At 63.7% G+C, this 22,150-nt stretch carries 18 protein-coding genes and 1 tRNA gene; 12 read left to right on the forward strand and 7 right to left on the reverse strand.

Going from position 1 to position 22,150, the window contains the following annotated elements:
• The first annotated feature begins 20 nt into the window (after positions 1–20).
• Positions 21–1,106: a glycosyltransferase family 4 protein gene (locus K0P03_RS00450; RefSeq protein ID WP_272788602.1), complete on the forward strand. Its 1,086-nt coding sequence runs from the start codon at positions 21–23 to the stop codon at positions 1,104–1,106.
• Here the strand turns inward: K0P03_RS00450 and pgi are convergent.
• Complete coding sequence (gene pgi, locus K0P03_RS00455; RefSeq protein ID WP_272788603.1) at positions 1,103–2,728, reverse strand: glucose-6-phosphate isomerase; 1,626 nt, start codon at positions 2,726–2,728, stop codon at positions 1,103–1,105. The genes K0P03_RS00450 and pgi overlap by 4 nt on opposite strands.
• A 114-nt stretch (positions 2,729–2,842) precedes the next feature.
• Positions 2,843–4,543 (reverse strand): long-chain-fatty-acid--CoA ligase, encoded by a 1,701-nt coding sequence (locus K0P03_RS00460; protein ID WP_272788604.1) that lies wholly within the window; start codon positions 4,541–4,543, stop codon positions 2,843–2,845.
• Positions 4,544–4,916: 373 nt separating this feature from the next.
• Between K0P03_RS00460 and K0P03_RS00465 the strand changes: the two genes are divergently transcribed.
• From K0P03_RS00465 to K0P03_RS00475, 3 genes are all read left to right on the forward strand, one after another.
• Positions 4,917–6,035, forward strand: coding sequence for an AI-2E family transporter (locus K0P03_RS00465; RefSeq protein WP_245290354.1), 1,119 nt, complete (start codon positions 4,917–4,919; stop codon positions 6,033–6,035).
• A 161-nt stretch (positions 6,036–6,196) separates the two neighbouring features.
• Positions 6,197–6,433, forward strand: coding sequence for a DUF4189 domain-containing protein (locus K0P03_RS00470; RefSeq protein WP_023512275.1), 237 nt, complete (start codon positions 6,197–6,199; stop codon positions 6,431–6,433).
• A 132-nt stretch (positions 6,434–6,565) separates the two neighbouring features.
• Positions 6,566–7,744, forward strand: a complete 1,179-nt coding sequence (locus K0P03_RS00475; RefSeq protein ID WP_050742609.1) for a DUF3095 domain-containing protein — start codon at positions 6,566–6,568, stop codon at positions 7,742–7,744.
• A 101-nt stretch (positions 7,745–7,845) separates the two neighbouring features.
• Here K0P03_RS00475 and K0P03_RS00480 read toward each other — a convergent pair whose 3' ends face one another.
• From K0P03_RS00480 to K0P03_RS00490, 3 genes are all read right to left on the reverse strand, one after another.
• Positions 7,846–9,396: a putative Ig domain-containing protein gene (locus K0P03_RS00480; protein ID WP_272788605.1), complete on the reverse strand. Its 1,551-nt coding sequence runs from the start codon at positions 9,394–9,396 to the stop codon at positions 7,846–7,848.
• 265 nt (positions 9,397–9,661) lie between these two features.
• Positions 9,662–9,737, reverse strand: a tRNA-Thr gene (locus K0P03_RS00485).
• Between the two features lie 116 nt (positions 9,738–9,853).
• On the reverse strand, positions 9,854–10,825 hold the full coding sequence (locus tag K0P03_RS00490; RefSeq protein WP_272788606.1) for an NAD(P)H-dependent flavin oxidoreductase: 972 nt from the start codon (positions 10,823–10,825) through the stop codon (positions 9,854–9,856).
• 367 nt (positions 10,826–11,192) lie between these two features.
• On the opposite strand from K0P03_RS00490, the gene K0P03_RS00495 reads away from it, so the two are divergent.
• Positions 11,193–12,353, forward strand: coding sequence for a hypothetical protein (locus K0P03_RS00495; RefSeq protein WP_050742606.1), 1,161 nt, complete (start codon positions 11,193–11,195; stop codon positions 12,351–12,353).
• A 12-nt stretch (positions 12,354–12,365) separates the two neighbouring features.
• Here K0P03_RS00495 and ppk2 read toward each other — a convergent pair whose 3' ends face one another.
• Positions 12,366–13,247: a polyphosphate kinase 2 gene (gene ppk2, locus K0P03_RS00500; RefSeq protein WP_023512174.1), complete on the reverse strand. Its 882-nt coding sequence runs from the start codon at positions 13,245–13,247 to the stop codon at positions 12,366–12,368.
• A gap of 144 nt (positions 13,248–13,391) precedes the next feature.
• On the opposite strand from ppk2, the gene phoR reads away from it, so the two are divergent.
• The 7 genes from phoR (at position 13,392) to phoB (ending at position 21,149) form a co-directional block, all read left to right on the forward strand.
• Positions 13,392–14,687, forward strand: a complete 1,296-nt coding sequence (gene phoR, locus K0P03_RS00505; protein WP_130516462.1) for a phosphate regulon sensor histidine kinase PhoR — start codon at positions 13,392–13,394, stop codon at positions 14,685–14,687.
• A 186-nt stretch (positions 14,688–14,873) separates the two neighbouring features.
• Positions 14,874–15,908: a substrate-binding domain-containing protein gene (locus tag K0P03_RS00510; protein ID WP_023512172.1), complete on the forward strand. Its 1,035-nt coding sequence runs from the start codon at positions 14,874–14,876 to the stop codon at positions 15,906–15,908.
• A 120-nt stretch (positions 15,909–16,028) separates the two neighbouring features.
• A complete protein-coding gene (gene pstC / locus K0P03_RS00515) occupies positions 16,029–17,513 on the forward strand; it encodes a phosphate ABC transporter permease subunit PstC (RefSeq protein ID WP_023512171.1) in 1,485 nt (494 codons plus the stop codon).
• Positions 17,510–18,838: a phosphate ABC transporter permease PstA gene (gene pstA, locus K0P03_RS00520; RefSeq protein WP_023512170.1), complete on the forward strand. Its 1,329-nt coding sequence runs from the start codon at positions 17,510–17,512 to the stop codon at positions 18,836–18,838. Before pstC ends, pstA begins: the two co-directional genes overlap by 4 nt.
• Before the next feature lie 13 nt (positions 18,839–18,851).
• Complete coding sequence (gene pstB, locus K0P03_RS00525) at positions 18,852–19,667, forward strand: phosphate ABC transporter ATP-binding protein PstB (protein WP_024270209.1); 816 nt, start codon at positions 18,852–18,854, stop codon at positions 19,665–19,667.
• 51 nt (positions 19,668–19,718) lie between these two features.
• A complete protein-coding gene (gene phoU / locus K0P03_RS00530; RefSeq protein ID WP_024270208.1) occupies positions 19,719–20,447 on the forward strand; it encodes a phosphate signaling complex protein PhoU in 729 nt (242 codons plus the stop codon).
• Between the two features lie 18 nt (positions 20,448–20,465).
• Entirely contained in the window at positions 20,466–21,149 is a 684-nt protein-coding gene (gene phoB / locus K0P03_RS00535) for a phosphate regulon transcriptional regulator PhoB (protein ID WP_023511852.1), read from the forward strand.
• 138 nt (positions 21,150–21,287) lie between these two features.
• On the opposite strand, the gene K0P03_RS00540 is transcribed toward phoB, so the two are convergent.
• Positions 21,288–21,824 (reverse strand): GcrA family cell cycle regulator, encoded by a 537-nt coding sequence (locus K0P03_RS00540; protein ID WP_023511853.1) that lies wholly within the window; start codon positions 21,822–21,824, stop codon positions 21,288–21,290.
• Positions 21,825–22,150 lie beyond the last annotated feature (326 nt).

Raw genomic sequence — 22,150 nt, forward strand, 5'->3', positions numbered from 1 at the left:
ATAGCATGGTCAAAGGGGCCATGCTCGACCATACCGCTCCAGATTCTCTCCCTCTTGCCCGCTCCGATGGACGGGCTCCGACCATCCTCGTCGTTACGGATGCCTGGCGGCCGCAATTGAACGGCGTCGTGCACACGCTCGAAGAGCTGGCCCGCTCGATGGCGGAAGAGGGCGTCGATGTCGTCTTCCTGACCCCGCAGGAATTCACGACGGTGCCGTTGCCGTCCTATCCGGAGATCCGGCTGGCGATCACCTCCAGGCGCCGCGTGCTCGCCGAGATGGAGAAGGTTGCGCCCGACTATATCCACATCGCCACTGAGGGGCCGCTCGGCATGGCGGCGCGCGCCGCCTGCCTCGAACGTCAGCTACCCTTCACCACGGCCTATCACACGCGTTTTCCCGAGTTCATCAGTGCACGCCTGCCCATTCCCGAAAGCGTCAGCTACTGGTGGCTGCGCCGCTTCCACAATGCCGGTGACGGCATGATGGTGGCGACCAAATCGCTCGCCGCGGAAATGGCCGCACGCGGCTTCGTGCGCATCAAGCGCTGGTCGCGCGGTGTGGATACGAAACTGTTCGATCCGGCCAAGCGCCGCGACCTCGGCCTGCCGCGGCCGATCTTCCTGAATGTCGGGCGGGTTGCGGTGGAGAAGAACCTGCCGGCCTTCCTCGGTCTCGACCTGCCGGGCAGCAAGGTCGTCGTCGGCGACGGGCCGGATCTCGCAACGCTGCGCCAGCGCTATCCGGATGTGCATTTCCTCGGCCGCAAGACCGGCGAGGACCTGGCATCGGTCTATGCCTCGGCCGACGTCTTCGTCTTCCCGAGTCGCACCGATACGTTCGGCAACGTCATGCTGGAGGCGCTGGCAAGCGGCGTTCCCGTCGCCGCCTTCCCGGTGACGGCGCCGCGCGACGTTCTGGGCGAGGGCGGCGCCCTGTCGGAAAATCTTCGCGAAGCCGCACTCGCCGCCCTCGATGTCCCGAAGGACGCCGCGCGCGGCCGCGCCATGACCTACAGCTGGCGCGCCTGCGGCCGCGAATTTTTCAGCAATCTCATCCGCGTGCCGCGCGATGCATTCGCGGCACGCCGTCTCAGCCTTCGTTAGTTCGCCGCTTTCAGGAGCGCGGCGACGAGGCCAGCCGTCGACGAATCGTGGCCGGCAGCACTTTCCTTGCCCTCCACGACCGGCAGCAGCCCGGTCGCCAGTTCCTTGCCGAGCTCCACGCCCCACTGGTCGAAGGAGTTGATGTTGAAGAGCGCGCCTTCGACGAAGACGCGGTGCTCGTAGAGCGCGATCAGGCGGCCGAGAGCGAAGGGCGTCAGGCTGTCATGGACCATCGTGATCGACGGCCGGTTGCCATCGAAGACACGATGCGGCGCGATCCTGTCCGCCTTGGCCTCCTCCATGCCCTTGGAGGTGAGCTGCGCCTTGGCTTCCTCGAGCGTGCGGCCTTTCATCAGCGCTTCGGACTGCGCCAGGCAATTGGCGATGAGGAGCTGGTGCTGGTGGCGCAGGTTCTTTTCATGGCCGTTGGCGGCGATCATGAATTCGGCCGGGATGATCGAGGTGCCCTGATGGATGAGCTGGTAGAAGGCGTGCTGGCCATTGGTGCCGGGTTCGCCCCAGACGACCGGACCGGTCTTGTACTTGACCGGTTCGCTGTCGAGGGTCACGGACTTGCCGTTCGATTCCATGTCGAGCTGCTGGAGATAGGCCGGGAAGCGCGACAGGCGCTGGTCATAGGGCAGGATGGCGCGCGAGGGATAGTTCAGCACATTGCGGTTGTAGAAGCCGATGAGCCCGAGCAGCATCGGAATGTTCTCGCGGATCGGCGCCTCGCGGAAATGCGTGTCGATGACATGGGCGCCGGCGAGGAATTCGGCAAAGTTCTCCTTGCCGATGGCGATCATCAGCGGCAGGCCGATGGCCGACCAGATCGAATAGCGCCCGCCGACCCAGTCCCAGAAGCCAAAGACGCGATCGGCGCCGATGCCGAAGGCCGAGACCTTGTCGAGCGCCGTGGAGACCGCGCAGAAATGGTGGCCGACAGCGGCGTCGCCGAGCGCATCGGCGATGAATTTGCGGGCCGTTGCGGCATTGGTCATCGTCTCGATCGTCGTGAACGTCTTGGAGGCGACGATGAACAGCGTCGTTTCCGCGTCCAGAAGCTTCAGCGTATCGGCGATATGCGCGCCGTCGATGTTGGAAACGAAGTGCAGCCGCGGGCCGTCGTGGTAGGGCGCCAGCGCCAGCGTCGCCATGACGGGGCCGAGGTCCGAGCCGCCGATGCCGATATTGACGACGTCGGTGATCGTCTTGCCCGTCGCACCCTTCAGCGCGCCGGAACGGATGCCGTCGGCGAAAGCGCCCATGGCGTCGAGCACGGCGTTGACGTCCGGCATGACGTCCGTGCCGTCGACGAGGACGGGTGTGTTCGAACGGTTGCGCAGCGCGGTGTGCAGCACGGCGCGCTCTTCCGTGATGTTGATGATCTCACCGGAGAACATGGCGTCGCGCTTCTTTTCGACGCCGGCATCCTTCGCCAGCGCCTCCAGCGCGTCGAGCACGGCGTCGTTCACCGCGCATTTGGAATAGTCGAAGAGGAAGTCGCCGAGCGTGGTGCTGTAGCGCGAGAAGCGCTGCGGGTCGGCCGCGAAGGCGGCGCGGATGTCTGTGGCGTTGGTGTCGCGGACGATGGATTTCAGCTTTTCGACAAGCGCGTTCATCGGCGTGGTCCTTGGCTTTTGACGATGCCGCTAGCTAGTCGCTTTGTCCTATCCAAATCAAGACCGCAAAGGTCACTCTACCGAAAAAATTAAATCGGTTTAACTCTCGCTCGTTCAGCCCCGCAAATCCTTGCGCAATATCTTGCCAACATTGGATTTCGGCAGTTCGGTGCGGAACTCGATGAACTTCGGTCGCTTGTAATTGGTAAGGTTCGCCGCGCAATGGGCCTTCACGTCTGCCGCCGTCAGTGCCGGGTCCCTCTTCACGACGAAGAGTTTCACCGCTTCGCCAGAGTGCTCGTCCGGCACGCCGATCGCTGCGCATTCGAGGATGCCCGGAAGCGACATTGCGACTTCCTCCACCTCGTTGGGGAAGACGTTGAAACCGGAGACGAGGATCATGTCCTTCTTGCGGTCGACGATCTTGGTGAAGCCTTCCGGCGTCATGAAGCCGATATCGCCGGAACGGAAGAAACCATCCGGCGTCATCACCTTGGCCGTCTCGTCCGGCCGCTGCCAGTAGCCGGCCATGACCTGCGGGCCGCGAATGCAGATTTCACCGACCTCTCCGAGGCCGAGTGTCCTGCCATCGTCGTCGCGGATCTCGATGTCGGTGGAGGGGAGGGGCAGGCCGATCGTTCCAGTGAATTCCGGCTTGTCGAAGCGGTTGGCGGTCGCGACAGGCGAGGTTTCCGAAAGGCCGTAACCCTCGGTGATCGCGCAGCCCGTCATCGCCTGCCAGCGTTCGGCGACCGGCCGTTGCACCGCCATGCCGCCGCCGAGCGTCAGCACCAGTTCGGAAAAGTCGGCCTTCGAAAAATCCGGATTGTTCATCAGCGCGTTGAACAGCGTATTGAGGCCCGGGAAAATGTGCACCCGGATCTTGGCCAGCTCCTTGATGAAGGCCGGGATGTCGCGTGGATTGGCGATCAGCACGTTGTGGCCGCCGAGCGCGATGCCCATCAGCCCGTTCACCGTCAGCGCGAAGATGTGGTAGAGCGGCAGCGCGCAGATGAAGACGAGCTGGTCCGGCCGCTTCTTGGTGCGGAAGGTCGGCTCGATCCACACTTTGATCTGCTCCATATTGGAGAGCAGGTTGGAGTGGGTCAGCGTCGCCCCCTTGGAGACGCCTGTCGTGCCGCCGGTATATTGCAGGAAGGCGGTATCGTCAGGCCCGATGCTGACCGGTTTGATGCGGCCACGCGCACCTTCCGCTATCACCTGGGCAAAGGGGATATGTCCCGGCAGCGACCAGGCCGGCACCAGCTTCTTCACCCGGCGCACAACGAGGTTGACGATCAGTCCCTTCAGCCCGAGCATGTCGCCCATCGTGGTGACGACGACGTGTTTGACCGCCGTCCGCGCGACGACCTGTGCGACGGTGCTTGCGAAATTCTCCAGCACGAACAGTGCTTTGGCGCCGGCATCCTTGAGCTGGTGCTCGAGCTCGCGTGGCGTATAGAGCGGATTGACGTTCACCACCACGAGGCCGGCGCGCAGAATGCCGAAGATGATGACGGGATTTTGCAGGATGTTGGGCATCATCACCGCGACCCGGTCGCCTTTTTCCAGCCCTCGTGCCTGCAGCCAGACGGCGATCTTCGCCGAGGCCAGTTCGAAGTCCCGGAAGGTCAGTGTCTTGCCCATGCTGGTGAAGGCCGGGCGGTCGGCGTATTGCGCGCAGCAGCTTTCGACAAGCGCGCCGATGGAGGTGTGGCCGAGCGGCGCGATCTGCCCTGCCATGCCCTCCGGATAGGAGGCCAGCCAGAACCGGCCGGAGGGCTCAGTAGAAGGGGCTTCGATCGTGGCGGTCATGCATGCTCCTCCTCGTTGCGCGCAGGGCGTCATCCGTCCCGTCGGCGCGAACGGTCCTCCAACCATTCGTAGGGACAAGATGATGCTTTTGAAAGGCGCCATCAAGAGACATCGCTATCTTACATTAACGTAAACGTCAATAAATGCAGGCGCTTCCTGCTGTGCTCCCCACGATTCTGCTATGCCTGCGGCGTCTCAGCGCGCCTTCGCCGAAAAAACCGCGTATATGTTTAACATTCTTGGGCTACACATTATCTAGGTTGCCCGGCCCCAAGCGTGGGCCTCATGGGAGTAGACGCGTTTGCTGCATCAGGAACATCGCAGAAGTGAGCCTCGGTTTCTCGGCGCGGCGCGCCCGAGCAGCGTCGCGCTCATATCGCCCATCTCGGCGGCGCGCTGGCTCCTCGTGCTCATCGTCTTCGCCGGCATCTATTTCTTCCACGGCTTTGTGGTGCCGGTGCTCGCAGCCCTCGTCATCGCCTTTGCGAGCTGGCCGCTCTATTCGCGCCTGCTCGCCCAGGTGAACGGCAACCGCACGCTCGCCGCTTCCATCGCCATCCTCCTGATCCTCGCCTTCATCGTCGGGCCGATCATGTTCGCTGCGACTTACGCTTTCCACGAGGTTCGCGAGTGGATCGGCTGGGCCGTCGAGACGAACAGCACCGGCGCGCCGACGCCGGACTGGATTCGCGCGCTGCCGGTCGTCGGCGGCTGGCTCGACATGCAGTGGACACGTTTCCTCGATCATCCCGGCGCGATCGGCGAACTGACGCAGATCGTCAGCGGCGCCAATATCGGCAATATCTACCGGGTGGCACTTGCCGCCGGCGGCAAGGCCTTCGGCCTGCTGCTCGCCATGCTCTTCATGCTGATCGCACTCTTCTTCATATATCGCGATGGCCAGTCCTTCGCCGGCCAGGTGGATCGCCTCGGCGAGCGTATCCTGCCGATGCGCTGGGAGCGCATCTCCCGCATCGTGCCGGCGACGATCAGCTCCACCGTGACAGGCATGACGCTGATCGCCATCGGCGAGGGCATCGTGCTCGGCATCGCCTATTGGGTTGCCGGCGTGCCTTCGGCCGTCACGCTCGGCGTCCTGACCGGCATCATGGCGCTCTTTCCCGGCGGCGCGCCGCTCTCCTTCACGCTGGTCTCGGTCTATCTCGTCTCCAGCGGCTCGCCTGTCGCGGGCCTTGCGCTCTTCGTCTGGGGGTCGGTCGAACTCTTCATCGTCGACAAGACGCTGCGTCCTCGCCTTGTCGGCGGCCCGATCAAGCTGCCGTTCCTGCCCACCTTCTTCGGCCTCATCGGCGGGGTGAAGACCATGGGCTTCCTCGGCCTCTTCATCGGCCCGGTCCTCATGGCTCTCCTCGTCGCCATCTGGCGCGAGTGGATTCGCGAGGTCGACGCGACGGAGCCGCCCTCCGCGATCATCCTCGACCCCCATGCGGAGGTGCCGCCACGGTCCGACCCGGAGCGCAATGTCGGCTGATGCGGGCAAGGAGCCCTGCGCGCCAACGCCGCCAGATTTGTTTTGGGATTAGAAACGCCGGCGTGAAATGACGGGACGCTTGCCGCGTATTCGCTTGCAAGTTTCCCCGCCGCGGCCATAGTCTTCCTCCGCGCATATCGCGCAACTTGGGGGACTTCCACATGACATCCATGAAGCGGACAGGGCTTGCGGCCCTGGTCCTTGCGACGGCTCTTGCCGTATCCCACAGCTCGGCACTGGCCTGGGGCTGCATTGCCGTATCCGAAGAGGGGACCTACGGCTACAGCTACGACTACGACAACGAGGGCGCCGCGCGCGAACGGGCCTTGAACGAATGCGCGAACCGCACGACGGAGGAATCCGTCTGCGAAATCACCGAATGCAACGAGAGCGACTGAAGGTCTGCATCGGGGTGCAGTTCTGCAGTTCCGCCTTTCTTCCGCCCGCAAACCCACCGTGCCGATGGGTTTGCGGATGCGGTCAAAGCCCGGGCCGTCGTCTGCCGTGCGGGAATATGCTAGCCTCGCCACATGAACAAACCTTCCAGCGAAACGTTCTTCAATACGCTTCCCGTCTTTGTCGATTTCGCCGGCGTGGCGGATGGCAGGAACTATCGGGCGTTGCCATCCGACTGGGCGCTTGCGACGGCCGATATCGTCGATTCCACCGGTGCCATCGAGGCGGGGCGCTACAAGGCGGTCAACATGGCCGGCGCCAGCGTCATCTCGGCCATTCTCAATGCGGTGGGCAGCAATGACCTCCCCTTCGTCTTCGGCGGAGACGGCGCGGTCGTCGCCGTTCCGCCTTCGGGCGTGGAGAGGGCCCGCAGCGCCCTCTCGGCGGTGCAGAGCTGGGTCGGCGAAGAACTGCAGCTGACGCTGCGTGCTGCGCTCGTTCCCGTTGCCGATATCGCGGCGGCGGGTGTCGAAGCCCGCGTCGCCCGTTTCCAGGTCACGCCCGACCTCTCCTATGCGATGTTTGCCGGTGGCGGATCGAGCTGGGCCGAGGCCCGCATGAGGGAGGGCCTTTATGCCGTTCCCCCGGCCTCGCCTGGCGCCCGTCCGGACCTCGCGGGGCTCTCCTGCCGCTGGAATCCGATCCGCTCCCGGCACGGTTCCATCGTCTCGATCATCGCCGTTCCCGTCGGCTCGGCCAGCGTGCCGGCCTTTCAGGCGATGGTGCTCGACATCGTCGCGCTCGCATCCGGTGAGGAAAGGGAGGGCCATCCCGTGCCGCCGGAGGGCCCGGAGATCGGCCTGTCGGCGGTGGGCCTGTCGGTGGAGACGAAAACCGCGCCGAAGGATCGGCGCATCCGGCACCGGCTTTTCATCCTCGGGCAATATTTTCTCACGGTCGGTCTGTTTCGCCTCGGCCTGACGCTCGGCCGCTTCGACCCGAAAATCTACAAGCAGGACATTGCCCGCAACGCTGATTTCCGCAAGTTCGACGACGGCCTCAAGATGACCATTGACGTTGATCTGGACCGGCTTCGCCAGATCGAAACGCGGCTGGAGCAAGCCGCAGATGCCGGCATCTGCCGGTTCGGCCTGCATCGCCAGGATTCCGCGCTGATGACCTGTTTCGTGCCGACGGCGATGCGGCGCGACCATATGCATTTCATCGACGGCGCGGCCGGCGGTTATGCCATGGCCGCCAGCCGCCTGAAGAAGCAGGGAAGCGGCACGACGCTGACGCAGGCCGAGATGTGAGCGCACGATGCCGGCGCAGCGCCGCCGACTTCGTCTGCAACGCCGGCCGGCCCCGGAAAGGCCAGCAACCCCTTCCTGGAGCCAGCCGGCCCCCGCCGCGATCAAAGGAGGAAATCGGCCTTGGTGAAGTCGATGGCGCTGTCGATACGGATCGAGAAATCCGCCTTTCCATCGCCGTTCACGTCGCCATAGACATAGGTGCCGCCGTCCTTCCTCTCGTAGCGCAGTTCTCCAGCCGTCTTGCTGAACGTATCCGCGCCGATGAAGCTGAAGGCCTGGTTGCCGCCGGCTGTCGTGCTGGCGTCGATGCCCTTCAGGTCGATCCTGTCGCCTTCCTTGCGGCTGAAATCGAAGATCGTGTCACGGCCGGCTGCGGCGACGGTGCTGTCCTTGAGGGGCGTGAAGATGAACATGTCGGCCCCACCGCCGCCGTGGAGCTTGTCGGCCCCAGCCCCGCCGCTCAGCTTGTCCCTGCCCGCGCCGCCGTACAGTGCGTCCCTGCCGCTTCCGCCGGAAAGCGCATCGTTGCCGGCCCCGCCATAGAGGCGGTCGTCCCCGCTGCCGCCATGGGCCTTGTCACCGCCGTCGCCGGCATAGACCGCGTCCTTGCCCGTGCCGCCATAGAGCGCATCGCCCCCATTGCCACCGGCCAGCACGTCGTTGCCGCTGCCGCCGAAAAGCGCATCGTCGCCATCGTTGCCAAGGAGCTTGTCGTCGCCCGCGCCGCCGGAGAGCGTATTGCTTGCGGCATTGCCGGTGATCGTGTTGGCAAGCTCGTTGCCGGTTCCGTCGATCGATGCCGTGCCGGTGAGCTTCAGGTTCTCGACATGGGCGCCGAGCGTGGAATCGACGGAGGCCTTGACGAGATCCATGCCTTCCCCGCTCTTTTCCTCCACATAGTCATCGGCATTGTCGGCGATGTAGATATCGTCGCCGCCGTAGCCGTAGAGCGCGTCTTTCTGGCTGCCGCCGACAAGCGTGTCATTGTCGGAGGTTCCCTTGATCGTCTTGGCCGGCGGGGTCTCCTTCTCGACAGTGAGGGTGAAGCTGGAAACAGCGGTCTCGCCCTCCATATCCGTTGCCGTCACGCGAATGCCGATCGCGCCGATATTGGTGTAGCCAGGCGTGCCGGAAAACGTGCGGGTCGCCGCATTGAAGACCAGCCAGGACGGCAGCGGGTCGCCGTTTGCGAGCGTCGCGGTGATGGTGATCTTGTCCATGGCATTGGGATCGACAAACGTGTTCGCCGCATAGGTGAATTTGAACGGCCGGGCTTCCGTCGCCGTTTGGGCGGCTATGGTCTGCACTATGGGCGCTTCATTGATCCAGAACGCCCGCTGGTGGATCTCGGCGCTGCTGGTGTTCTGCTGAGAGGCCACCCATGTGACGACCCAGCCGCCGTCCGCCAATGCCGAAATCTGGGCGTGGTCCTGTTCGCCGACGGTTTCCGTATTGACGCGGCTTTCAGCGCCGCGTGTCGTGCCATCGGCATTGTAAGCCTGCTGGTAGATGCCTGAAAGGGAACCGTCCTGCCTATCGGACCTCCAGGTGACAACCCAGCCGCCATCTGACAGCGCGACCGCCTGCTGGCAATCCTGCGTTCTAAAAGTGTAGGTGTTGACCTGTGTTTCCGCGCTGCTTGAAATGATCATAGCGTGTCCCTCTCGGCTCGCCCGGACCTGATGCGTCTGTTCTGGCGGCAGAGGTTACGAGGGCACGCTGAAGGCGTCTCCGTCCATTTTTGATCTGGACGGGCGGATCGGCCCTTCACTTGCAGCGGGCTATGGCACGCAGATGCCGGGTGATGCCCCGAGAGGAGGCTGCTCGCGGCGCAATGCAGATGAACGGCCTTCCGACCGCAGAGCGTCGATTAATACGTGCCCGTGTTGTGACGGAAAGATCGGGGGGAGAAGGAAGTGGTGCCGCTTACGTGACTCGAACACGTGACCCCGTCATTACGAATGACGTGCTCTACCAACTGAGCTAAAGCGGCCTTGCCGGGTCCCGAAGCGTGTCGGGACCGGAATGGGTGCGCTGATAACCGCAATGGGACGAGATTTCAAGCGGGGAGTTTCAACTTCCGCATTTTTCCCGTGCAATATAGCAAAATCAGGGGGCTGAGGCCGCAAGGATGCGGTTTTTGGCGGTGCGGTACTCGTGTTCCAGCCGCGTGACGAGATCCTCGACGGGGGCGACCGCCTTGACGGCGCTGATTCCCTGGCCGCAGCCCCAGATGTCTTTCCAGGCCTTTGCGCCCGTCGTTGCCTTGTCGAAATCCATCTTGGAGGGGTCGGCTTCGGGCAGATGGTCGGGGTCGAGACCTGCCGCGATGATCGAAGGTTTCAGGTAGTTGCCGTGGATGCCGGTGAAATAGTTGGAATAGACGATGTCGGCGGCGGCGCTGTCGACGATCATCTGCTTGTAGGCTTCACTGGCGCGGGCCTCGCTCGTCGCGATGAAGGGCGAACCGATATAGGCCATGTCGGCGCCCATCGCTTCGGCCGCGAGGATCGCGCCACCCGTCGCGATCGCGCCGGACAGCAGGAGAGGGCCGTCGAACCATTCGCGGATTTCCTGGACCAGGGCGAAGGGCGAGAGCGTGCCGGCATGGCCGCCGGCGCCGGCGGCAACCGCGATGAGCCCGTCCGCACCTTTTCGGATCGCCGATTGGGCATGGCGGTTGTTGATGACGTCGTGCAGCACGATGCCGCCATAGGAATGGATCGCTGCATTCACCTCCGGCACGGCGCCGAGCGAGGAAATGACGACAGGCACCTTGTATTTGACGCACATGGCAAGGTCATGCTCGAGCCGCGTGTTGGAGCGATGGACGATCTGGTTGACGGCAAAGGGGGCGGCGGGGCGATCGGGGTTCTTCGCGTCGTGCGCGGCAAGGCCTTCCGTGATCTCTGCAAGCCACTCGTCGAGCTGGGATTCCGGGCGGGCATTCAAGGCCGGAAAGGCGCCGATGACACCGGCCTTGCATTGTGCGAGGGTCAGCGCGGGATGCGAGACGATGAAGAGCGGTGCGCCGACGACGGGCAGGCGCAGCTTGTCCTTGAGAATCGCGGGCAGGGCCATGAGGGATGTCCTGTATTTTTGACGTTTACGGAAACGTCAAAACCATAGCAGCGGGATGGTGTTCTGAAAAGGGGCGATGGCTGCCTCCCTGCCGGCGGCGACACACATGTGCGGAAGGGTGCCGGAATCCCCCGGAAAGAAAAAGGGGGCGGGGTCTGCGGCCGGGACGGCGTAAAGGTCCGGCTCGGCGGAGTGCGCGGCGTCCCGCCATCGCTTTTCCCCGGTGAAGGGCGGGCAGTTTCCGCGGGAAGGCTTGCGCAAATTCCCGGCAAACGTTACGCAAAAGCTAACGAAAGCCGGAAAGTAGGGCTCTTTCCACAGGTGTATCTTCGCCGCGTGTTGGGCGGTTCCCGCAGAAGGGTCGGATGTGAGCGGACTGGAAACGGCAATCAGAAACGCGCTGGCGCGCTCCGAGCGCGCCAATGCCGAGGTTCGGGCGCGCATCTACCAGTCGGCGCGCAATGCGCTTGAGGCGGGCCTGCGCAAGCAGGAGATCAGTGATCCCGAGACGATCACCGCCCAGCGCCACCGGCTGGAAGCGACCATTCACCAGATCGAGGCGGAAGAACGCGCCGGGCTCGCCGCCATTCCCAATCATGACGTTCGCGTGGATCCGGTCGTCGAGACGCGGCCGGAGCCGGTGATGCGCGTCGAACGTGAGATAAGGCCTGAGCCGGTGCTCGATACCGGGCCGCGTGTCGAGACGGAACGGCGCGTGGAGGCCGAACGGCCCGCGACCAGCGATATCGGTGCCATCCGGCCGGAACGTGCGGATGGCTTTGGCAAGGGCGGCAAGGCGGCGAGCGCCGGCGACGTTGCGGCTGCGGCGGAAGCCACGGACTTCAAGCCTGAACGCGCCGCCAAGCCGCGCAAGCGCCGCGGTCGGCTGTTCTCCTTCCTGCTGGTGGTCGCCACACTGATTGCCGCCTTCGGCGCCCTGGCGTGGTGGGTGCAGACGAGCGGTCTGCTCGAGGAGTTGCAGAACGGCGCGGACAATTCCACGCCGCCGGCGACGGTCTCGGGCGAGGATTTTGCCGGGGAGGACCCGATCAAGAAGGCGCTCGACACGCAGAGCCGCTTTACCGCCGACTGGCGCGCGGTCTTCGCGCCGGCCGAGACGGAAAAGCTCTCGGCGGGGCCGGCCGGCCGTTTCGAGGCGGTGAGCACGAGCGAAGGTCCGGCGGTGCGTGTCACGTCCACCAATCCCGAGCGTGACGGCGCGGTCGAGATCGCGGTGTCGCCGGATGTTCTCGGTGAAATGGGCGGCAAGACATCGACGATCGCCATGACGCTGCAGGCGGTCGGTGACAAGCCGGTCCAGGTGACCGTCGAATGCGACTTCGGCACGATGGGGGGCTGCGGACGTCACCGTTTCACGGTGTCGGAGCGTACCGACGTCCTGTTTCAGGTGGAGTTCGAAGGCTCGCTCTCGCCGAGCGAGCCAGGCCAGCTGCTGCTCAACAGCGACATTACCGGCGGGGATGCGAGCGTGAACCTCTATGCCGTCCGCATCCTGCCGGGCGAATGAGCCGGCTGCTGTCTATTTGACGAAGCCCGGCCCCGCGCCGACGATCTTCTTGTCGATCTCGCCGATCGCCTTCTCGTCCTTGCCCTCGTAATCGAGCGTTGTGAGGATGTGGCGGATGAGGTTGAGGCGAGCCCGGCGCTTGTCGTTGCCGCGCACCACCGTCCAGGGTGCCTGGTCCGTATGGGTTTCCTTCAGCATACGGTCGCGCTTTTCGGTGTAGTCATCCCACTTGTTGAGCGCGGCGATGTCCATCGGCGAGAGCTTCCAGACCTTGAGCGGATCGTGCCGGCGGTCGTGGAAGCGCTTCAGCTGCATTTCTCGGCCGATATTGAGCCAGAACTTGAAGAGCTGGATATCGTCGGAGACGATCATCTTCTCGAAGCGCGGTGTCGCCTTGAGGAATTTTTCGTACTGCTCCGGCGTGCAGAAGCCCATGACCGGCTCGACGCCGGCGCGGTTGTACCAGGAGCGGTCGAACAGCACGAACTCGCCCGCCGTCGGGAAGGTCGCGACATAGCGCTGGAAATACCATTGGCCACGCTCGGTTTCGGTCGGCTTGGTCAGCGCGACGATGCGGGCCGAACGCGGGTTCATGTTGGACATGGTGGCATGGATTGCGCCGCCCTTGCCCGCCGCGTCGCGTCCCTCGAAGACCGCCATGATGCGTTTGCCGGTCTTCTGCTGCCAGAACTGTACCTTGACCAGCTCGATCTGGAGCTGTTCGAGTGTTTCCTCGTATTCGTCGTCGTCGAGCTTCTTTTCGTAAGGGTAGTCGTCGGAGCCGAAGGCCTTTTTGTCGATCCAGTCAGGAAGGTTCGGGTCGTCGATATCGAAGATCCGCTTCTTGCCGTCGATATCCAGTTCCACGGCCCGGCTTTCGGCATTTTCCGCCATCGTCCACTCCTTCAAATCGGGGTGCGGCGCATGCCGCGTCGCAGAAGGTGGTCACAACCGGATTGCGAATTCAAGCGCACCGTGAAAAACATGTCATGAAGCCGCGCTATCCATGGAGAATCGATGGAGGCCGCGGAGGATAGGATGCTTGCGAGGGAATGGGTGGCGGTGACGGATCAGCGGACGGGTCTCGGCTGGCTGGCGGCGCAACTGTGGGGCGAACGGGTGCTGATCGCCTCGGCCGTCTTCGTCGGCTTCATGATGTGGCTTGCGGGCCTGCATCTCGGCTGGGTGTCCTTCGCCGTGCTCCTGCTCGTCATCGCCGGCCTGCTGCGCACGGAGCGGCGCATGGTGGAGACCGGTGGCCGGACCATGGCGGCCTCCACGGTACCGGTGCCGGAGGTTCAGGTCGTCGTACCGCCCGCGGACGATCTTTCCGCCATCGCAGCGGTCCTTGGCGCGCTCGATGCGCCCGCCCTGCTGCTTTCGGGTCGGGAGACAGTCAAGCTGCAGAACCGCGCGGCTGAGGCGATCTTCGGCGCCATTCCGCTGGGTAGCGACCTCGCCGGCCGCATCCGCGCCCCCGGTATTCTCGACATGGTGCGTGACGCGATCGCCAGCGGCCAGCCGCGCGAGACCGAGCACGCCGAGCGCCTGCCGTCGGAGACCGTCTATGTCGTGCGCATTGCGCCGCTTGCCGAACGGATGAACGAACCCCTCTGGCTGCTGACCTTTCGGGATGTCTCGCAGGCGCGTCGCATCGATCGCATGCGTTCCGATTTCGTCGCCAATGCCAGCCACGAGTTGCGCACGCCGCTCGCCTCGCTGCGCGGCTTCATCGAGACCCTGCAGGGGCCGGCCAAGAACGACGTGAAGGCGCATGAACGCTTCCTCGGCATCATGCACGAACAGGCGACGCGCATGAGCCGCCTTGTCGACGATCTGCTGTCGCTCTCCCGCCTTGAACTGCGCTCGAACCTGACGCCGGACCAGACCGTCGATCTCGTGCCGCTGCTCGGCCATGTGCGCGACAGCCTGCAGCCGCTCGCCTCCGACCTCGGCGTGGAGGTCGTGCTGGACCTGCCCAAACATCCCGTAACCGTGCCGGGTGAGCGCGACGAGCTGGTCGAGGTCTTTGAAAACCTCATCGAGAATGCCTGCAAGTACGGCCAGGAAGGCAAGCGGGTCGACGTGGTTCTGTCCGGTGGCGGCGATGTCCCGGTCGAGCTCTCCGTCACCGATTTCGGCCCCGGCATACCCCCGGAACACGTGCCGCGCATCACCGAACGTTTCTACCGGGTTAACGTGGAAGCGAGCCGGTCCAAGAAGGGCACAGGCCTCGGTCTGGCCATCGTCAAGCACATCCTCACCCGCCACCGGGCACGTCTCGTGGTGAAGTCCGAGGTGGGCAAGGGCACGGTCTTTACCGTCAAGTTCTGACACAAAGGGCGACGCTTTCGTCGTGTCGATAAAAATAGACAAGCAATTTCAATTGCTTGATGTGTCACAAATGTTTCGTCAAACTGACATAAAAGAGAGGGCGAACGGGGGCTAGAGAAGAGCCGCCGGTCAACGGCAGAGAGCGCAGAACAGCGCACCACACATGTCCTCTTCGGGAGAACCCAGATGAAATCTCTTAAGCTCACTGTTGCGGCGCTCGTTGCCTCCGCCGCATTCGCAGGCGTTGCCGTTGCGCGCGACCAGGTCCAGATCGCCGGCTCCTCCACCGTTCTTCCCTATGCCAAGATTGTCGCCGAGACGTTCGGCGAGACCTTCCCCGACTTCAAGACCCCGATCGTCGAATCCGGCGGCTCCTCGGGCGGTCTGAAGGAATTCTGCAAGGGCGTCGGCCCGAACACCATCGACATCGCCAACTCCTCGCGCCCGATCAAGGACAGCGAAGTTGAGGCCTGCAAGGCGGCCGGCGTGACCGAGATCCAGGAAGTCAAGATCGGCTATGACGGCATCGTCTTCGCCACCGACAGCGGCAATGCCGACCTGAAGCTCGAGCCGAAGGACCTTTACCAGGCGCTCGCCGCCGAAGTCGTCGTCGACGGCAAGCTTGTTGCAAACCCCTACAAGAAGTGGTCGGAAGTCAACAAGGACCTGCCGGACGCCGAAATCGCCGCCTACATCCCGGGCGAAAAGCACGGCACCCGCGAAGTCTTCGAAGAGAAGATCCTCGCCAAGGGCTGCAAGGACTCGGGCGCCCAGGACGTCATCAAGGCTGCCGTTGCCGATGAAAAGGAACAGCATTCCAAGTGCGTCGCCGTTCGCAAGGACGGTCTCGCTGTCGACATCGACGGCGACTACACGGAAACGCTCGCCCGTATCGCCGCCAACAAGTCCGGTATCGGCGTGTTCGGCCTGTCCTTCTACGAAAACAACGCCGACAAGCTGAAGGTTGCCACCGTCAGCGGCATCGTTCCGTCGACCGAGACGATCGCTTCCGGCGAATACCCGGTTTCCCGTCCGCTGTTCTTCTACGTCAAGAAGGCGCATCTCGGCGTCATCCCGGGCCTGAAGGAATATGTCGAGTTCTTCACGAGCGACGACATGATCGGCCCGGACTCCCCGCTGGCTGAATACGGCCTCGTCGCCGCTCCGGATGCCGAGCGCGAAGAGATCCGCAAGGCCTTCGTCGACGGCAAGATCATGTAACTGGCTTCGGCCGGCGCGGTTTCTCTCAGGAGAGGCCGCGCCGGCCGCTCTCTTTCGGGCGGTTTTGCCCGCGTCTGTCGAAAGGTCGGGGCGGGTGGTCTCGCCGGGAGAATTTCCTCAATGAGTATTTCCCTTCTTCTGCTCGTCGTCGCCGTGATCGGCGTGGTGGGCTATCTTATTGGCAGCTGGCGCGCCAACGCGCTTGCCGGCGGCAAGCTTTCCAATCTTCATTCCCGGCCGGGTTACTACGGCTCCTTCGTCGCCATCTGGTCCATGCTTCCGGCCATCGCCCTCCTGTTGGTCTGGATCATTGCGAGCCCGATCTATATCGGCTCGACGGTTCGCGCCGGCTTTCCCGATGAGGTGAAGGCCGAGCCGCAGGCGACGCAGAACCTCAACTACAACATGATCGGCGCCATCGCCCGCGGCTTCAAGCTGCTCTCCGCCGAGGAGCGCGATGCGCTGTTCAAGGACGGTGCCGCCGCCCGCCAGGTGCTCGGCAGCAAGGGCGTGCCGCTCGCCGCGGATCCTGCGCCCTACATGCTGACGGCTGCCGACGATCTCAACCGCATGACGACGGCAAGCAGCACCTTCCTGTCGATCCTGGTCGTGGTTGCCGCACTTGCCGGCGGCGCCTTCGCCTACCGCGCGATCGCGCCGAAGTTCCGCGCCCGCAACCGCGTCGAAGGCGTCATGCTGGTCGGCCTCATCGTTGCTTCGTCGATCGCGATCCTGACGACAGTCGGCATCGTTGCCTCGATGGCGACGGAGGCGATCAGCTTCTTCAACATGGTTCCGGCCTGGGAATTCTTCTTCGGCACGACCTGGGATCCGCGTTTCGCTGCTGCCGGTGCCACGGATTCCTCCGGTCAGTTCGGCCTGATCCCGCTGCTTGCCGGCACGCTTTACATCGGCTTCGTCGCCATGCTCGTCGCTGTGCCGGTCGGTCTCTTCGCCGCCATCTACATGTCGGAATACGCCTCGCGCACGGTCCGCTCGATCGCCAAGCCACTGCTCGAAGTGCTCGCCGGCATCCCGACCATCGTGTACGGCTTCTTTGCCCTCATCACGGTCGGCCCGTTCCTGCGCGACATCTCCGCCCAGCTGAACGGCCTCGTCACCGGCAACTATGCCAACTTCATCCAGGCGCAGAGTGTGCTGACCGCCGGCATCGTCATGGGCATCATGCTGATCCCCTATGTCTCCTCGCTGTCGGACGATATCATCACCGCCGTTCCGCGCGCCCTGCGTGATGGTTCGCTCGGCCTCGGCGCGACGCGGTCGGAGACCATCAAGCGCGTCATCCTGCCGGCCGCCCTGCCGGGCATCGTCGGTGCGCTGCTGATGACCGCCTCGCGTGCCGTCGGCGAAACCATGATCGTGGTGCTTGCCGCCGGTGTTGCCGCCCGCATGCAGCTCAACCCCTTCGAACCGATGACGACGGTGACGGTCAAGATCGTCAATCAGCTGACGGGCGACCTCGAATTCACCTCGCCTCAGACGCTGGTGGCCTTCGCGCTCGGCATCACGCTCTTCGTCATCACGCTCTGCCTTAACATCTACGCCCTCTACATCGTGCGCAAATACCGGGAGCAGTACGAATGAGCCAGGTCTCCACGAGCCCTTCGATGGCCGCCCTCGGCGTTGCCGCCAAACCCGAACGCCGCGATATCGGCCTTGGTCGCCGCTATGCCGCCGAACGCCGCTTCCGCCTCTACGGCATGGCTGCGATCGCCTTCGGTCTGCTCTTCCTGTTCCTCCTGCTGTTTTCGGTCGTCTCCAAGGGCTACACCGCGTTCCAGCAGACGATGATCACCATTCCGGTCGAGTTCTCCGAACAGGTCATCGACAAGAACAACGAGCGTGCCACCAACCCGCAGAAGCTGGTTACGGCGAACTACCCGATCGTTGCCCGCAATGCGCTCGCCAAGGTGCTGGGCGTCGACGAAAAGGACCGGGCCGGCCTGAAGGCGGTCAACGGCATGATTTCGGACAGCGTCCGCGTGCAGTTGCGCGATCTCGTCACCGCCGATCCCGCGATCATCGGCACGACGAAGACCGTGACGTTCCTTGCCCATGGTGACCTCGACTCCGCCTTCAAGGGCCAGATCGATCTCGCTGTGCCGGAAACGAACCGCAAGGTCTCCGACAAGCAGGTCGGCTGGATGAACACGCTCGCCGAAAGCGGCGCGCTCGCCAAACATTTCAACACCGGCCTCTTCACCAATGGCGCATCGAGCCGTCCGGAGGCTGCCGGCGTTGGCGTCGCAGCGATCGGCTCGCTCTACATGATGCTGATCGTGCTCGTGCTCTCCCTGCCGATCGGTGTCGCTGCCTCGATCTATCTGGAGGAGTTCGCTCCGAAGAACCGGTTCACGGACCTTATCGAGGTGAACATCAACAACCTCGCCGCCGTACCGTCCATCGTCTACGGTCTTCTCGGCCTTGCTGTCTTCGTCAACTTCGCGGGCTTCCCGCGCTCGGCGGCCCTCGTCGGCGGCCTGGTGCTGACCCTCATGACGCTGCCGACGATCATCATCGCGACCCGTGCCGCGCTGAAAGCCGTGCCGCCATCGATCCGCTCGGCTGCGCTTGGCCTCGGTGCCTCGAAGATGCAGACCGTGTTCCACCATGTCCTGCCGCTTGCGATGCCCGGCATCCTGACGGGCACGATCATCGGTCTTGCTCACGCACTCGGTGAAACTGCCCCGCTGCTTCTCATCGGCATGGTCGCCTTCGTCGCCGATGTTCCGGCAACGCCGATGGACCCTGCGACGGCGCTTCCGGTGCAGATCTACATGTGGGCCAACGAGGCGGAACGCGCCTTCGTCGAGCGCACCTCCGGAGCCATCATCGTGCTCCTCATCTTCCTCATCCTCATGAATGTTGGCGCCATCCTGTTGCGCCGCCGTTTCGAACGGCGCTGGTAGAAGGACCGGTCATATGAACATGATGTCAGAAGCAGCAGTCGAGAAAGCGCTGGACAAGAAAATGAATGACATTTCCTACAAGATGATCGGCAAGGACGTCTCGGTCTATTACGGCGAGAAGCGCGCCCTCTACGATGTGAACCTCAATGTTCGCGAAAACACGGTGACCGCCCTTATCGGCCCGTCGGGCTGCGGCAAGTCGACCTTCCTGCGCACGCTGAACCGCATGAACGACACGATCGACGGTTGCCGCGTCACCGGTCGCATCACGCTCGATACGGACGATATCTACGATCCGAACATCGACGTCGTGGAGCTGCGTGCCCGCGTCGGCATGGTCTTCCAGAAGCCGAACCCGTTCCCGAAGTCGATCTACGAGAACGTCGCTTATGGCCCGCGTATCCACGGTCTCGCCAAGGGGAAGGCCGACATGGACGCCATCGTCGAGCAGAGCCTTCAGAAGGCCGGCCTGTGGAACGAGGTGAAGGATCGCCTGCATGAAGGCGGCACGGGCCTTTCCGGCGGCCAGCAGCAGCGCCTCTGCATCGCCCGCGCCGTCGCCGTCAGCCCGGAAGTCATCCTCATGGACGAGCCCTGCTCGGCGCTCGACCCGATCGCGACCGCCAAGGTCGAGGAACTGATCCATGAACTGCGCGCGAACTTCACCATCGTCATCGTGACGCACTCGATGCAGCAGGCGGCCCGCGTCTCGCAGCGCACCGCCATGTTCCACCTCGGCAACCTCGTCGAGGAGAACGACACCGACAAGATGTTCACCAACCCGGATGACCAGCGCACGCAGGACTACATCATGGGCCGCTTCGGCTGACGCCTTCGTCGCCGAGCATCCCTGGAACCCGAGCGCATTAAGGACTGAGCCATGTCATCGAGCCACATCGTCTCCATCTACGACGAAGAACTGAAATACCTCTCCCGCCGCATCTCCGAAATGGGCGGCACCGCCGAGCAGATGGTCGCCGATTCCGTCCGCGCTCTCGTCACGACCGACGCGGCGCTGGCCCAGAAGGTGATCTCCGAGGACGTCATCCTTGATACGGCAGAGCGCCAGATCAACGACAAGGCGATCGTCACCATCGCCAAGCGCCAGCCGATGGCGGCGGACCTGCGCGAAATCATGGGCGCGATCCGTATCGCGGCCGAACTGGAGCGCGTCGGCGATCTCGGAAAGAACACCGCCAAGCGCGTCATCGCCGTCCAGAGCTCGGGCATGCCCCGCAAGCTGGCCCGCGGCTTGGAGCATCTCGCCGAGCTCGCGCTGATGCAGCTCAAGGAAGTGCTCGACGTCTATGCCACCCGCTCGATCGAGAAGGCCAAGGCGATCCGCGAGCGCGACGACGAGATCGATGCGATCTATACCTCGCTGTTCCGCGAACTCCTGACCTACATGATGGAAGACCCGCGCAACATCACGCCCTGCACGCATCTCCTGTTCTGCGCCAAGAACATCGAGCGCATCGGCGACCACGCGACCAACATCGCCGAAACCATCTACTACATGGCAACAGGCTCGCAGCCGGAAGGTGAGCGTCCGAAGGACGATACCTCGACCTCCGTCGTCGCGGCCGATGTCGCCGACGCGTCCGAGTAAAGAGCAAGGTTCAACTCCATGGTGCCCAGAATTGCCGTCGTGGAAGACGAGGAGGCCCTGAGCGTTCTCCTCCGTTACAATCTGGAAGCGGAAGGTTTCGAGGTCGATACGATCCTGAACGGTGACGAGGCCGAGATGCGCTTGCAGGAGCGCATGCCGGATCTCCTCATCCTCGACTGGATGCTTCCGGGCGTTTCCGGCATCGAGCTGTGCCGACGCCTGCGCCAGCGCCCGGAAACCGAACGTCTGCCGATCATCATGCTGACGGCGCGCGGCGAGGAGAGCGAGCGCGTGCGCGGGCTTGCCACCGGTGCGGACGACTATGTCGTCAAGCCCTTCTCGACGCCGGAACTGGTTGCCCGCGTGCGGGCGATGCTGCGCCGTGCCAAGCCCGAGGTTGTCTCGACGGTGCTGCGCTGCGGCGACATCGAGCTCGACCGCGAGACGCACCGCGTCCATCGTCGCACCCGCGAGGTCCGCCTTGGCCCGACGGAGTTCCGCCTTCTGGAGTTCCTGATGACCTCGCCCGGCCGCGTCTTCTCGCGCTCGCAACTTCTCGACGGGGTCTGGGGCCATGACATTTATGTCGACGAGCGCACCGTCGACGTGCATGTCGGGCGTCTGCGGAAGGCGCTCAACTTCGCCAACATGCAGGACGTCATCCGCACGGTCCGCGGCGCCGGCTATTCGCTGGAAACCTGAGCGAACGGAATTCCTCCCAAGGACGGAAATGGGCCCTCAGGGGCCTGTTTGCGTTTTGGGGGAATAGTAGAGGCACCACCATCTCAAACGAAAACGGACCCTTTCGGGTCCGCATCGCATTTTCTGCCGTGGTAGATGTTATCGCATCCGGCGGCGCTCGGCCGAGGGCTGGTAGGCGAGGCGCTGGTGGTAGGTGCAGTAGGGCGAATTGTCGGGGGACTCGTTGCCGCAGAAGTGGAAGTCGTCGTTGAGCGGGTCTCCGATCGGCCACTTGCAGGTGCGCTCGGTGAGCTGGGTCAGCTCGAGACGACGCGACATCGGTACGACCACGTTGTTGCGGTTGGCCGGAACCGGAAGGGTCTCGGCCTGCATTTCGAAATCGGCGTCGATCTCTTCCTTGACAATGGCGTTGCCGGCCGGACGGGCGACCGGGCGGGCGGCGACGGGACGGGCAGCGAAGTTCGACGGACGCGGCGTCGCCGGAGCCGGACGCTTGGCGCGTGTCGCGGTCTGGGTGCCGCCGGCCTTGGCGCGACCGGGCAGATTCAGCCGGTGCACCTTGCCGATGACGGCATTGCGGCTGACGCCGCCGAGCTGCGCCGCGATCTGGCTCGCGCTCAGGCCCTCGCTCCAGAGCTTCTTGAGTTTCTCGACGCGCTCGTCTGTCCAGTTCATGTTTTTGTCTCCGCTCGGCGTTCAGGATGCGGGAATCCCTCGTCGTGCTCCGGACGGGTCCGGAACCTGAACGCCCTAACTCTCTTGCTGACTAGTTCCGCCGCATGCAGTCTAGTAATTGGTCTTTAACCTAGAGACCGGTGGACTCTGTGACAAGAGTCGCCGGAATCCGGGCGAATCGATTTCGGAGTTTTCCCCAACTTGCTGGTCGGGTGTGACTCGATAGAGACACCTTCCATGCGCGTCGCGAATCCTCACCTTGCGGGATGTTCAGCGCCATTTCGGGTGCGATTTTGTTGACATCCCAACATGAAATGCTGATAGTG

It is taken from the genome of Shinella sp. HY16 (assembly GCF_028534175.1).
Lineage (GTDB): Bacteria > Pseudomonadota > Alphaproteobacteria > Rhizobiales > Rhizobiaceae > Shinella.